Annotated in this window: 13 protein-coding genes and 2 pseudogenes; 10 read left to right on the forward strand and 5 right to left on the reverse strand. The window is 61.2% G+C overall.

Going from position 1 to position 13326, the window contains the following annotated elements; translation table 11 throughout:
- Positions 1-408 precede the first annotated feature (408 nt).
- The 5 genes and pseudogenes from B0G69_RS39735 to B0G69_RS39755 all read left to right on the forward strand — a co-directional run.
- Positions 409-1062, forward strand: a complete 654-nt coding sequence (locus tag B0G69_RS39735; RefSeq protein ID WP_121325474.1) for a BON domain-containing protein — start codon at positions 409-411, stop codon at positions 1060-1062.
- A 184-nt stretch (positions 1063-1246) separates the two neighbouring features.
- Complete coding sequence (locus B0G69_RS39740) at positions 1247-1942, forward strand: type 1 glutamine amidotransferase domain-containing protein (protein ID WP_121325475.1); 696 nt, start codon at positions 1247-1249, stop codon at positions 1940-1942.
- Between the two features lie 16 nt (positions 1943-1958).
- On the forward strand, positions 1959-2576 hold the full coding sequence (locus tag B0G69_RS39745) for a DNA starvation/stationary phase protection protein (protein WP_121325476.1): 618 nt from the start codon (positions 1959-1961) through the stop codon (positions 2574-2576).
- Between the two features lie 146 nt (positions 2577-2722).
- Positions 2723-3217: a carboxypeptidase regulatory-like domain-containing protein gene (locus B0G69_RS39750; RefSeq protein WP_121325477.1), complete on the forward strand. Its 495-nt coding sequence runs from the start codon at positions 2723-2725 to the stop codon at positions 3215-3217.
- 551 nt (positions 3218-3768) lie between these two features.
- Positions 3769-4269, forward strand: a pseudogene (locus B0G69_RS39755) (reverse transcriptase domain-containing protein); the annotation flags it as partial.
- Here B0G69_RS39755 and B0G69_RS39760 read toward each other — a convergent pair.
- Both B0G69_RS39760 and B0G69_RS41265 read right to left on the reverse strand, forming a co-directional pair.
- Positions 4269-4481: pseudogene (locus B0G69_RS39760) on the reverse strand (diguanylate cyclase); the annotation flags it as partial. The pseudogenes B0G69_RS39755 and B0G69_RS39760 sit on opposite strands and share 1 nt — an antisense overlap.
- 394 nt (positions 4482-4875) lie before the next feature.
- Entirely contained in the window at positions 4876-5121 is a 246-nt protein-coding gene (locus tag B0G69_RS41265) for a hypothetical protein (protein WP_158609065.1), read from the reverse strand.
- Between the two features lie 339 nt (positions 5122-5460).
- On the opposite strand from B0G69_RS41265, the gene B0G69_RS39770 reads away from it, so the two are divergent.
- From B0G69_RS39770 to B0G69_RS39785, 4 genes are all read left to right on the forward strand, one after another.
- On the forward strand, positions 5461-5703 hold the full coding sequence (locus B0G69_RS39770) for a hypothetical protein (protein ID WP_121325479.1): 243 nt from the start codon (positions 5461-5463) through the stop codon (positions 5701-5703).
- A 27-nt stretch (positions 5704-5730) separates the two neighbouring features.
- Positions 5731-5970 (forward strand): DUF6566 family protein, encoded by a 240-nt coding sequence (locus B0G69_RS39775; RefSeq protein WP_121325480.1) that lies wholly within the window; start codon positions 5731-5733, stop codon positions 5968-5970.
- Between the two features lie 175 nt (positions 5971-6145).
- Positions 6146-7381: an FAD-dependent oxidoreductase gene (locus B0G69_RS39780; protein ID WP_121325481.1), complete on the forward strand. Its 1236-nt coding sequence runs from the start codon at positions 6146-6148 to the stop codon at positions 7379-7381.
- A gap of 70 nt (positions 7382-7451) precedes the next feature.
- Positions 7452-7724, forward strand: a complete 273-nt coding sequence (locus B0G69_RS39785; protein ID WP_121325482.1) for a UBP-type zinc finger domain-containing protein — start codon at positions 7452-7454, stop codon at positions 7722-7724.
- Positions 7725-7777: 53 nt separating this feature from the next.
- On the opposite strand, the gene B0G69_RS39790 is transcribed toward B0G69_RS39785, so the two are convergent.
- The 3 genes from B0G69_RS39790 to B0G69_RS39800 all read right to left on the reverse strand — a co-directional run bounded on the left by B0G69_RS39790 (position 7778) and on the right by B0G69_RS39800 (position 12544).
- Entirely contained in the window at positions 7778-10618 is a 2841-nt protein-coding gene (locus B0G69_RS39790; RefSeq protein WP_241991765.1) for an ATP-dependent Clp protease ATP-binding subunit, read from the reverse strand.
- A gap of 564 nt (positions 10619-11182) precedes the next feature.
- A complete protein-coding gene (locus tag B0G69_RS39795) occupies positions 11183-11818 on the reverse strand; it encodes an Hsp20/alpha crystallin family protein (protein WP_121325484.1) in 636 nt (211 codons plus the stop codon).
- A 150-nt stretch (positions 11819-11968) separates the two neighbouring features.
- The gene (locus B0G69_RS39800) at positions 11969-12544 is read right to left on the reverse strand and encodes a DUF308 domain-containing protein (RefSeq protein WP_121325485.1); all 576 of its coding nucleotides are present in this window, start codon (positions 12542-12544) and stop codon (positions 11969-11971) included.
- 295 nt (positions 12545-12839) lie between these two features.
- Between B0G69_RS39800 and B0G69_RS39805 the strand changes: the two genes are divergently transcribed.
- The gene (locus tag B0G69_RS39805) at positions 12840-13274 is read left to right on the forward strand and encodes a PRC-barrel domain-containing protein (RefSeq protein WP_121325659.1); all 435 of its coding nucleotides are present in this window, start codon (positions 12840-12842) and stop codon (positions 13272-13274) included.
- Positions 13275-13326: the final 52 nt, after the last annotated feature.

The following is a 13326-nucleotide window of genomic DNA, read 5'->3' on the forward strand; positions in this document are numbered from 1 at the left end:
CCGGGACCGCTTCCGCGGCAAGACGGTTGAATTCATGCTCAGCGCCGCGCGCGAGCCGGTCGACCGCACCGCAAAGCAGCGGCGGTGCCAGCCAGCCATGCATGTCCCGCCCGGCGCGCACCTTCGGACGCTGACGGCGCCACTGACGCGATGACGATGACATCAAGACTAGGTTCTTGCCGGTTGCACTTCTTCCTCATTCCTGCAAGACGTGTCGGATCTCTGCGCTTGTGCTGCGCGGCCTTCAGATGTGAGCGTACGGCAGCATTTCGAAAAAACTACGCAGCAGTACGGAAGAAAATCGGCCCGGCGCGCCCTACCTTTGCCCTACCGTGGACGGATGCGTGTGGCACCGGGCGTGGCCCGCGTGCGCGCGTTAGTCCATCAACAAACTGACGAGGAGCGGCGATGAGAACCGACGAAGACATCAAGCGAGACGTGGAGTACGAACTGAAGTGGGATCCGGACATCGATCCATCAGACATCGGGGTTGCGGTCAAGGACGGTGCGGTCACATTGTCCGGGTTCGCGCGCAGCTTCCGGCAAAGGCGCAAGGCCGAAGAGGACGCGACGCGTGTGCGCGGCGTGAGGGGGGTCGCCAATGACGTGGAAGTGCGAGTGCCGCTGATCGACAAACGACCCGACCCGGAGATCGCGCGCGAGATCATTGCCCAACTGAAGGCCGAGCTGCCTTCTGCGGCGGACACCATCAAGGCGGTCGTCAAGGACGGAGACGTGACGCTGAAGGGCGAAGTCGAATGGGACTACCAGCGCCGCCGCGCGGCGGACACGGCGCTGCGGGTGAGCGGCGTAACCGGCCTGACGAACGAGATCGAGATCAAGCCGAAGGTCAAGCCCGAGGATCTCAAGCGCAAGATCGAGGACGCGTTCAAGCGCAACGCGGAAGTCGACGTACAGCGCATCTCGGTCGAGGCCGAAGGCAATAAGGTCGTCCTGCGCGGCACGGTCCGCTCATGGGCCGAGCGCGAGGAGGCCGAGCGGGTCGCATGGCTTGCCCCCGGTGTGATGCGGGTCGACAACCGGATCACCATCGATTACTGACAGGCCGCTGGAGACCGCGCGGCTCGCTTGCATACCGAATGGCCGAGGGGCGGGAAAGGACACGCACCAAAACCGGAAACGCCCTCGGCGCTCTTGGCAGCCGCATTCTGCCAGAATGACCTGGGTCGATGACACCGCTCGTCGGCTCGTTGCAACTTGAATTGAACCGGCTCGCGAGGTTGTCATGAAAATCCTGGTGGTACTGACTTCACACGACCAGCTCGGCGATACCGGCCGGAAAACCGGATTCTGGCTCGAAGAGTTTGCCGCGCCTTATTACGTGTTCAAGGACGCAGGCGTCGAGATGACGCTCGCTTCGCCCAAAGGCGGGCAGCCGCCCCTCGACCCCAGGAGTGACGATCCGGATTCGCAAACCGAAGCGACCCGGCGTCTCAAGAAGGACAACGAAGTGCAAGCGGCTTTGGCAAATACAGCGAAGCTTTCAACTGTCTCGGCTGCGGACTATGACGCCGTGTTCTATCCCGGCGGGCACGGACCGCTATGGGATCTGGCAGAAGATCCGCAGTCGATCGCATTGATCGAAGCCATGTATGCGGCGGGAAAGCCAGTCGCCGCGGTTTGCCATGCTCCCGGTGCGCTCCGTCATGCAAAGCTGCCCGATGGCTTTCCACTCGTGCGCAATAAGCCCGTCACCGGATTTGCCAATTCGGAAGAAGCGGCCGTCGGTCTTACGGACGTAGTGCCTTTCCTCGTCGAGGAGATGTTGAAGAAGAATGGAGGCAGGTATTCGAAGGGGCCAGATTGGCAATCACATGTGGTTGTCGCGGCAAACCTGATTACTGGCCAGAATCCCGCGTCGTCGGAAGCAGCAGCAAAAGCGCTGCTCTCGAGGCTGAGCATCGCCTCAGACGACGCTTGAGTTGAAGGAGCGAGTCATGGCAAAGACGACCGGGGCCAGCAGGTCCGAAAGCCGAAACCAATCCAGCGACGTGATACATGTGCCCGAGCCGAAGCTGCACCAGCGCGCACATGAACTGCAGCCGTACGGTCATGTCGTAAAGCTGCCAATCGCGTTGCCCCAAACCGCGTGCGAAACGAGCATAGAATTGTTGAATCAGATCCTGGCCGACACTATGACGCTGCGCGACATGTACAAGAAGCATCATTGGCAGGTCGTTGGGCCTACGTTCCAGTCGTTGCATCTGCTGTATGACGCGCATTATGATAAGCAGGTCGAACTCGTCGACACGCTAGCAGAGCGGATCCAACTGCCCGGTGGAGTCAGCATCGCCATGGCTGCCGATGTGGCGGAAATGACCATGGTCCCGCGTCCGCCACGCGGACGCGAAGAGGTGCCGGTACAGCTTTCGCGTCTGTTGGAGGCGCATGAGATCGTCATTGTGGCCACTCGCAGTGCAGCCAGCAAGGCCAACGAGTTGGGCGACTTTGGCACCAATGACGTGCTGGTCAGCGACGTATTGCGCACTAACGAATTGCAGGTCTGGTTCCTCGCGGAGCACCTGATCGACGCGTCTCTGGTGGTCGCAGCATGACGTTGATACTGCGATACGCGCTGGCGATCGGCAGATAGCTTGCCGGACTGTTTGCGGCAACGGCCCAGTGAAACGCAAGATGGGACGCAGTCATTTTTGAGCGCTCGACGCAAGTACGGAGAGCGACACGAATGCCACGTTAAACTATGAAAGCACAAAACAGCAAGCATATGGCTGTCGCCGCGGCCCTCGCGGCTGCGTTCGCGTTCGGCCCTGCCGGCAACGCGCTTGCGGCGCAAGCCACTGGAGCGGTCGGCGGCACCGTCACCCACAGCAGTGCCGGCAACGCAAACGGCGGAGGCTTGCCGCAGATCCAGCAACAGGGCGACGTGTCCTACGTGTCGGGCGGCGTCGGCCAGGACGAATCGACGGCGCTGAAGCGCGCGCGAAGCCACTGGCCGCTGTCGATGCAGTTTATCGGACCGGGATCGGACTTTCTCGCTGATGTCCACGTCCGGATCGTCGACGCACATAACAACGTGGTGCTGCAAGCCGATTCGCTCGGCCCGTTCATGCTGGTCAAGCTGCGTCCCGGCCGCTATACGGTGCACGCGACCTACAAGGACCGCGATCAGACGAAGACCGTCAGCATTGCCAGCAAAGGGAGCACGCAGGCGGCGTTCTACTGGAACGTCGAATAGCCCGCTGGAAGATTGTCCAGGCGGGCCAGGTTTCGCCCCTAGTGAACTGCCATGGGGCTCGCCCCGTGGCTTTTGTTTTGTGCGCCGAGCATGTGCAACAGCGTGGGGGGGCAAGTCCCCTGTCCAGCCTGATGGTGGTGAAGGACTAGTGAAACGCAAGGGCGTCGTCGTGCGGCGGGGTCTGAAAGAAGCGCGTAGCAGAGCCATGACCTGACGAACAGAAACCAGATACGAGGCCTATCGGGCTGGACGAGCAAGCATGTGATTGCGAAGTACATAACCATCAAGAGCCTGGGTGGTAAATCTGGCAGGCGTGTGGCGAAGGCGGTTGAGCTTACCTCGGGAGGCCTGCCCGGTGTCCTGCAATCAGGACTGAACGGACCGCAAGGGACGTTTGACCACCGCGCAGGAGTCAGCAGCGGGCATAGTAGGGCGGCGACGCCTGAAGGTCCAAACGGAAAGGAGCGGCAAGTAGGCCCGGAGAACGCGACACGGGAACGCAGCAGAAAACGCATCGCGTCCTCGATAGCGGAAGCAGGGGTGAAGCCCCGATGGCTGCTGATCGAGGGGCTGAACCTATTGTGGCGAACGCCGAATCTGAAAGCCCGTCGGCGTGTGACGGACTGATGGAAGAAGTCTGCGAGAGGGAGAACCTGAAGCAGGCGTTGAAGCGTGTGAAGGCGAACAAGGGACAACCGGGCGTGGACGGCATGACGGTGCAGGCACTCCCGGCGTTTCTGCGGGAGCACTGGCCGTCGATACGGGACACGCTGCTGAACGGCACATAAAGGCCTCAACCTGTGAGACGGGTCGAGCTACCCAAGCCTGACGGCGATGGCGTGCGCAAGCTCGGCATCCCTTCTGCGCTTGATCGACTCGTTGCGCAGGCGGTCTTGCAAGTGTTGCAAAGACAGTGGGACCCGAGGTTCTCGGAATCCAGCTACGGTTTCCGTCCGGGACGCTCGGCGCATCAGGCAGTGGCGCAGGCGCAAAGCTACATCCAGTCGGGGTATCGATGGGTTGTAGATTTGGATCTGGAGAAATTCTTCGATACCGCGTGATCCAGCGGGTTCAGCGCGTCCGAAACCAGCAATGAAATCACCGCGCGAATCAACTGCCAGAGCGACACGAGGATGATGATAGAAATCACCACGCTCAGCACATGCGCGACAAGCTGCTCGAACCGCTCATAAAAGGTGAGCATGTCCCACTGTAGACGCAACGCATCGAGATCCTTGCGCAGCCAGCTTTTCTTGCTTTCCATGATTTGGCTGCCGGGCGGCCGTCGCTGCACCGCGAACGCACCGCGCTCGTGCATGGATTGCACATGGGCCGTGCACTGTTCATTCGACGGTCGCGTAACGCACGTGCTACGGTCCTTCGCGTTTGCGCGGGCTCTTTGCGGATAGTTGCCCAAAGCAGAACGGACGTATTCAGTTACTGATAACAGATGTCGAACTATTTCGCGCTTCTGATACAGGGTACCTGCCATGTACTCGAAGAGGTACTAGATTTGAAGCAGCAGGTCCATGCACTGTACTCCGACGAACGCAATATGGAATACGCCATTTTGGCAGCGCCCATCAGGGATTACGTCACTACCACTCCACCAGGATGTGCCGACCGGTCGTCAACCGCTCATACGACCTATGCAGGTCTCAGGAGGCCTCGCGTGACGCACGATTCAATGCAGCCACGCGCGCATCACGCGCGGCCTTTTCCCGTTGGTCCGGTTGCGTATCCTGAATAACAGACAACCAGCCTCCGTCGCGGTCCGGCGTCGCCTGCTTCAGGGCCACCTGCACACGCACTGGCCTGCTGCGGTTATTGCGCAACCGGAACATTACGTCCAGCGTCAGGACCTCGACACCGCGCCCGCCGATCCAGCGCCTGTACGACTTCAAGCGTGGCCCGGTCACTCGGGTCTAGCAGGTCGAGCATCTTCGTTTTTACCAGCTCGCCAGCAGCCCATCAGCTGCGGACAACCGCTTTAAGATACGCTGCGGGTCGGCCTGGAGACGATCGGGCCTTTGCACGCCGGCGTCTTTCGGCTTTTTGCGCATTTTTTCGAAAAGCAGCTTTGCGGTGCGCCCTCCCGTGATGCAGTCCGCAGAAGCGACCGATTGTCCAAACACACCCGGATTAGCGACTAGACTTAAAGCATCGTTGGCGCATGCTCCCGCAGGAGAAGCGTATGCGCAATTCAGTCACGATCCGGACGCGCGACCAAGGGAGGCAGACCGATGCCGAAGACCGTTCGAAACGCTGAGCAGATTCGCGACGAACTGCAGAACCGCATGACGAAAATCGCCGCTGGCGTGCCGGGAGCTTTGCGCGTGCGCATACCGCTACCGGAGCGGCACCCGCCCGACGCATCCGGCCGCAACTGGAACATAGTGCCGCTCAATGACCCCGGCGCAGATTGGGCACATCATGTCCAGAAGGTGATCGAAGACATGCGTACCGAGTTCGTGCTTCCAGATTGACGCCTTGATACGAAACCGGAGCGGCTCATGCAAACGCACGTGTTTGAGCATCGGGGCTACGAGATCGTGGTACAGCCAGAGCAGAACGCATACGGCGCGTGGCAGGCGAAGGTGAGTGTGCGCCATGCCGATAGCACCCTAGCCGAATTCCGTCCGGATACGGTTCAGCCGGAGTGGCTTACGCGGGAGGAGGCGGTGCGCGACGGCATCGAATGGGGCACGCGTTTTGTCGATCGCAAGCTGGAAGAGTCGCACGACCCGATGTGATGGAGCCATTAGCGGAAAGCGAACAAACCCGGCGGTATTGCGAAAGACGCCCCTTGCAATGTGCTTGCGGTGCACGAATACGGCCGACCGCCGTTACCCCGACGCGGTCGCCTGCTTGTGAAGCGCGTGAAACGAAAGAAAGTCGCTAACGTCCTCAAAGGTGGAGAGCATTGCCATGGTCACTATTTATGGACGCATGCGCAGCGCAGATGGCTACGCGATACGCGACTTCCTGCATCGCTGCGACATACCGTTCAAATGGGTCGAATTGGGCAGCGATAAGGAAGCGGAGGAACTGGCGCACGTGCAGCATCTTCGCGATTCGCGCTTGCCGGTCTGTGTCTTCCACGACGGCACGCGGCTCGAATGTCCCACCATCCGGCAAATCACCGAGAAGCTCGGCTGGTTCGCAAGTCCATCCCGTGAGGCCTACGATCTGGCGATTTACGGCGCAGGACCGGCGGGATTGAGCGCGGCGGTGTACGGCGCATCGGAGGGCCTGCATACCATACTGGTGGAGCGCTGGGCACTGGGCGGACAGGCAGGCAGCAGTTCGAAGATCGAGAACTATCTGGGCTTTCCACAGGGCGTGAGCGGCGCAGAGCTCGCTGAACGGGCGCGCGACCAGGCCATCAAATTCGGCGCCGAGATCCTGCTCGCGCGCGCCGGCGTGCACGCGGAGTTTCCGCCCGGCCAGGGCATCGTGTACCTGGAAGACGGCACACGTATCACGGCGCGCACGTCTATCTGCGCGACCGGCGTGGCATATCGCACGTTAGGCCTGGCAGGTGAAGAGCGTTTTCTCGGCGCGGGTCTCTATTACGGCGCCGGCGCCAGTGAGGCCGCGCTGATCCATGGCGAAGACGTATATGTGGTGGGCGGCGGCAATTCGGCGGGACAGGCCGCCATGCATTTTTCGCAGTCCGCCAACCGCGTCCATATGCTTGTGCGTGGCGCATCGCTTAAGAACACGCTGTCCCAATACCTGGTGGATCGCATCACGTCGGCGCCGAACATCGAAGTGCGCACGTGCGCCGAAGTTACCGCGCTCGCAGGCAGTGACGTGTTGCAGGAGATCACGCTGACCGATGTGCGCACCGGCCGGCAAAGCACGGTAGGGACGAATTGGCTATTCGTCTGCATTGGCGGCGTGCCACAGACCGAATGGGCGCAGGAGGTTGGCATTGTCCGCGATGAAGGCGGCTATCTCGTGACCGGTCCCGACCTGCAGGAATATCGGGCCAACCTGAAATGGCCGCTTGAACGCGCGCCGCTACATCTGGAAACCTGTATGCCCGGCGTATTCGCAGCAGGCGACGTGCGTCACGCGTCGATCAAGCGCGTAGCGTCCGCAGTCGGCGAGGGGGCAATGGCTGTGGCGCTGGTGCATCGCTATCTGAATAGCGCTTGAGCGCAAACGCAACCTCAAGCGCAACCTTGATCCGCGCGCGTCTGCGCGCACCTGTCCGAGGAGCACGATCATGACCCCTGGTTGCACGCACCTGGGTGAAGCCCGCATTCTCCACACGCCCATCGACTATTGCGAGGACTGTGTGAAGCTCGGCCAGCCGTGGGTACATTTGAGGCTTTGTCTTTCTTGCGGACACGTCGGCTGCTGCGATTCGTCGCCCAACCGGCATGCAAGCAGGCATTTTCACGCGACCGGCCATCCGCTGGTACGTTCAATCGAACCCGGCGAAACGTGGATCTGGTGCTATCGCGACGAGATCGTCGCAGGTGAACTTGAATCGTGACGGCGACGCCGCCCGCACGTGCGGGCGGCGTTGCGTTCTTCAGCATGCCAGCGTCACGCATGCGCCGGTGCCTGCTTCGACGCCTCGCTGGGTGCTTCTGTGGGCGCTGCTCCTTTCTGCACACGCACAGAGTGCGTACCCGAGTCGTAGGTCATTGTGACCTTGTCGCCGTCGCGCACGTCGCCTCGCAGCAGTGCATCGGCGAGTTGCGATTCCACTTCAAGCCGGATCTTGCGTTTGAGCATCCGCGCGCCGAACTCGGGATCATAGCCGATCTGCGCAAGGTGATCGCGCAACGCATCGTCGAACGACAGATCGATGCCCTGGGCCAGCGCTGTACGGTGTACGCGCGCAAGTTGCAGATCGACGATCCTGCGAATCTGCTCCTTGCCGAGCGCACGAAACACAACCACCTCGTCGACGCGATTGAGAAACTCCGGCCTGAAATGATGCCGCAGGATTTCCATCAACCGGTCGCGCAGTTCAGGATAGTCGAGCTGCTTCGAGTCGGCCTTCATGTTGTCCCGGATCAGCTGTGAGCCGACGTTGCTGGTCGCGATGATGATCGTGTTGGTGAAATCGACCAGACGTCCCTTGCCGTCGGTGAGCCGCCCTTCGTCGAACAGTTGCAGCAGGAGGTTGTGCACCTCCGAGTTCGCCTTTTCGATTTCGTCGAGCAGCACCACGCAATAAGGCCTGCGCCGCACGCGCTCGGTGAGTTGCCCGCCTTCCTCGTAGCCGACATATCCGGGCGGCGCGCCAACCAGCCGCGCCACCGTGTGACGCTCGGAATACTCGCTCATGTCGATGCGCACCAGCGCGTTCTCGTCGCCGAACACCGAAGCGGCAAGCGCCTTCGCGAGTTCGGTTTTGCCCACACCTGTAGGTCCAAGAAAGAGGAAGCTCGCGGTCGGCTTGCCGGCCTCCGTCAAACCGGCGCGCGAAAGCCGCACTGCTTTGGCGACCGCGGAGACGGCTTCATCCTGGCCGACCACGCGCTCCTTCAGGCGGTCTTCCAGTCGCAACAGCTTTTCACGATCCTCAGCCGTGAGTTCAGATAACGGTACGCCCGTGAGCGACGAAACGATCTGCGCAATGTCTTCCGCCGTCACTTTCTGCGAACTGGTGCCGCGCTCCTTCTTCCACGTTTCAGTGGCTTCATGCAGGCGTTTTTGTTCCGCGACGAGTTGTTCTTCCAGTTCCTTGGCTTTATCGAATTCCTTAGCAGCGCTGGCCGCGTCCTGTTCCTGCTTGATGCGGCGGATGCTCGCCTCGACATCGTGCAATGGCTGCGGACGCGAATTCGACGAAATGCGCACGCGGGCGGCGGCCTGATCTAGCAAATCGATTGCCTTGTCTGGCAAAAAGCGTGCGGCGATGTAGCGGTCGGAGAGCTTGGCCGCGGCAGCGATCGCCTCTTCGGTGATTTTCACCTTGTGATGCGCTTCGAGCCGGTCGCGCAGGCCACGCAGAATCTCGATCGTTTCCTCGACGCTAGGCTCAGGCACCATGACGGGCTGAAAACGCCGCTCCAATGCCGAGTCCTTTTCAATGTACTTCTGGTATTCGTTCAACGTGGTCGCACCCACGAGGTGCAGCTCACCGCGAGCGAGCGCCGGCTTGAAGACGTTGCCGATATCGAGGCCGCCTTCGCCGCCGCCCTGGCCAGCGCCGACAATCGTATGCAGTTCGTCGATAAACACAACCAGACGGTCCTGGTTCTCGATGATCTCGTCCAGCACCTGCTTGACGCGTTCCTCGAACTCGCCACGATACTTCGCGCCTGCCACGACGCTATTGATATTCAGTTCGACCACGCGCTTGCCACGCAGCACTTCCGGCACCTGGTCCTGAGCAATGCGTTGCGCGAGGCCTTCGACGATAGCGGTCTTGCCCACACCGGGTTCGCCGATCAGCACCGGATTGTTCTTGCGCCGCCGCGCGAGCACTTCAATGGTGGTTTCGATTTCCTTGTCACGGCCGATCACCGGATCGAGCTTGCCCTGACGCGCAAGCGCGCTAAGATCGCGCGCGTACTTGTCGAGCGTGGGCGTGGTCGAGCGGTCTTCCATCTTGCCGTCTTCTGCACCCTTGCCGACCACCTTGACTGCTTTTTGCCGCAGCGACGGCGACGACAGACCGAGCTTGCGCAGCAATTCACCTGCAAAGCCGTCTTCTTCCTCGACGAGCCCAATCAGAATGTGTTCTGGTCCGACATAGCTGTGACCCAGTTCCAGCGACGACTTCAACGCGTTTTCCAGGGTACTTTTGGCGCGTGGCGACACGCCGATCTGCTCGTTGTCGCTCGGCTCCTTGCGGGTGCCGCGCGGCGCGGTCTGGTCGATGGTCTTCTTGATCTCTTCGGGATCAAGCTTGAATTCGCGCAGGATTTCCTGAACCACATTGTTATCGGCGACCGCGCGCAACAGGTGTTCCGTGTCGACTTCGTTCTTGCCATATTCGACCGCTGCCTGCGCTGCGGCTTGCAGCCGGTCCAGACCGCTTTGGCTCAGGTACGTCTGCAGGTCCACCGCTTCACGCGCCCGGCGACGCCGGCGTGTCCGGCCGCCTGGTTGTCCGCCCGCTGAATCGCCCATTTGCCCGTTGCCGGCGCCGGTACCCTGATCCGCGCCGACGGATTGTCCGGGCGCGCGTCCAATGCGTGACCGGTTACCGCGGCCGCCCTCCGTCTGTGGCCACATGTCGTCGAACAGACTGTCGAAAAGTCCGCCGTGAAAGAGGGACTCGAGCGGCGACAGGCGGCGCTGATTGCGCGCCATGAACTCCATGTAGTGCTCATCGCACAGCATCAGCTGACGGCGCTGACCGTTTTCGGTGATCGTGATCTGCGAGGTTGCGGGCTTTCCACATACACTGCACTCGGCCATGATGATCTCCTTTTCGTCCGTGAGGGCATCGCTTCCCGGGGGGGTAAGGGTGGGTGGAAAATATCTGTTCCGCTGCTTATTCCGATGCCGCCTTGTTTGCGCGCTCGGCTCGCGCTGCACCCGAAACGACGTAATCCAGTGGATGGCACGTCGATTGATCCGTTGTTCCCGCGCCACCCAGTTCCTCTAGCCGTGCGCAGGAACGCATCGGCACATTGTCCACTTGCACTAGCACCACCGCGTGCCGCCGCGCGTTGGGCAACTGGCTGACCAGCCCGCCCGGGAGCGAGCGCACTTCAAGCTCGCTCGCTGCCTCTTTGGGTTCTTCGTCGCTGCCGGGCCGAACGTCTTCGACCTTGAGCGTTTCGTCCGGTTGCCAGAATTCGAAAATCTGCTGATCGCCCCGCCGATTTCGTCTGGGGTCCGAACGAGTGTAGCGGCGCGGCGAGCTTCAGGCGAAACCCATCGTCCTCCGTCGCGTTTTGTCGATCATGTCAACCAGCGTCGGGTAGTCGCTCGAAAGCTGACGGGCTGTTTCACGATAGGCCTGACCGCGGAGTGTGGATGGTGTTATTTGATCTCGATGCGCCGCTTCGCTGCCGGTTCTCCGGTCGCTTTGGGGACACGCAGCGTCAGCACGCCGTCTTCAAATCTGGCCTCTGCGCGATCGAGATCGATGCCCGCGGGCAACGGAACCGCGCGCTGAAAGTGTCCAAACGACCGCTCGACCCTATAGCATCCCTGTTCTTCGCTCGTCGATTCGAAGCGCTTTTCGCCGCTGATGATCAGCATGTCTTCAATCACTTCGAGTTCGACGTCATCGCGGGTCATGCCCGGCAATTCGGCGACGATACGCAGTGCGTCGCCTTCGTCGGTGACGTCGATCCGCGGTTGAAACTCGCTGGCGCTGAAGTCGCCGAACCAGCTTCCGAGCGGTCCACGGCCGCCGAACGGATCGCGGATCAATTCGGCAAACAGATGAATCGGATCGGGCGGCGGCCAGCTGGCAGGCGCAAGTGCTACCGGCGCAGCAGCGCCTGCCATCGGTGCCCGGCTATCCGTTTGCGTCCCGCCAGTCTGTTGCCCAGTTTGCCGCGCGCTTTGCTGACTGGTGCCCGGCGCACCGGCGTGGCCCGATGCGTTTTCTTGCACGGGGTGCGAGCGTAAAAACCGGAATGGATTCCATTTGTCGAGATCGAGAGGCATGTGATTCTCCTTACGTGAGGTGCGCCAGTGCCAGACCTGAGGCTGGACCACTGGAGATGACGGGCGATCCATTCGACCTCCGGATGCCAAGGCACGGCCGGCATCGCCCGCGGGTTTGACCTCGTGACCGAGTGCCCGTGAGCGGTGCGCTTACGGATGCAATGGCGCGTGTGGCTCGCCGGTCAGGCCGTCACGATGCCAGGCACGCGCCGTGATGCCGAGTACGAACAGCAGCGCGCCCGTGAACAACGCATACACGCCGATCAGCCAGACTAGCGCTACTGCGCCGGCGCCAGGAAAAAGCAGCACAAAGATGCCGAACAGCACGGACAGCACTCCGGTTAGCACCAGCATCCACGCATTGCGCAGGCGCCTGCGCAGCCGCGTTGCTGCGATCAGATCGAATACGCCGGTGACAATCGCGTTTGCGCCGATGACGGCAACGAGCACGAGCGTGGTAATGCCCGGCACTAGCGCGGCTATCACACCGGCGCCGATGCTGCAGATGCCGAGCAGCAAGGGCACCCACCAGCCGCCGTGCGTCGCGCGGTAGCGGATGGCCGCGACAATCGCGACAATCCCGCCGGCGATTGCGTAGGCGCTAAAGAGGGTGATAAGCAGTAGCAGAGTGAGACCGGGCCAGAATAGCGCCAGAGTGCCGAACAGCAGCGCGACCGTGCCACGCAGAATGAGCATCCACCAAGCGCGTCCAAGCAGTTCATCCATGTGGGGCTCCAGGCTGTACCGTCAGGTGACGAACTTCAGTCTAGGCTCCGCGCATCTGCGATTCTTTCACGTTTCTGCCGTGCGTTTCGCAATCCTGCGTTCATTCAGCACGCGCGCTGAATGGCATCCAGATTGGCATCCCAGATGCACCAAAATAGCTCGATCCATCACCGCCTTTTTATAGCGGCTCGCCGTGAGGCGTTCTAACATGAGCTTATGCCGCGCACGGTCTGGCATGAGCGTGATCATTGCCGGCCCGGTGTCGCACCGTCAACACCATCACGAAGGGAATCTCATGAAAACGAATCTGCTTGTATGGCTGCTCGCATCGTCGCTCGGACTCCCGCTAGACGCGCACGCCCAGGTGGCCGGAGCCCAGCCGCTTGGTGTCAGCGTGGAAGAGTCGGCCGCGATCGTGGCAGGCTGGAGCGTGAGAAAGTCGATCATGGACAAGCCGGTCTTCAACGAGAAGGGTGAGCGCGTCGGCGTCATTCATGACATTATCGTGGCACCCGACCGATCGGTATCGTTTGCAATCGTCGCCGCAAACCAGTTTCTGGGGGTGTCGCATCACGACGTGGCCATTCCGATCGAGCAGCTCGATTTCAACAATGGCAAACTGGTGCTTGCTGGCGCGACGAAAGATGCGATCAAGGCGCTGCCCGAGTTTCAATACGCAAAGGTACGCGCGACACCTAAGGCAAGGTCCGACTACGACGAGCATCACTGACATATGTCTCGCATCGTCCGTGATCGATGCATTTGGCGCGCGGCACATTCGT

The sequence above is a fragment of the Paraburkholderia sp. RAU2J genome (assembly GCF_003634845.1).
GTDB classification, from domain to species: Bacteria; Pseudomonadota; Gammaproteobacteria; order Burkholderiales; family Burkholderiaceae; genus Paraburkholderia; species Paraburkholderia fynbosensis.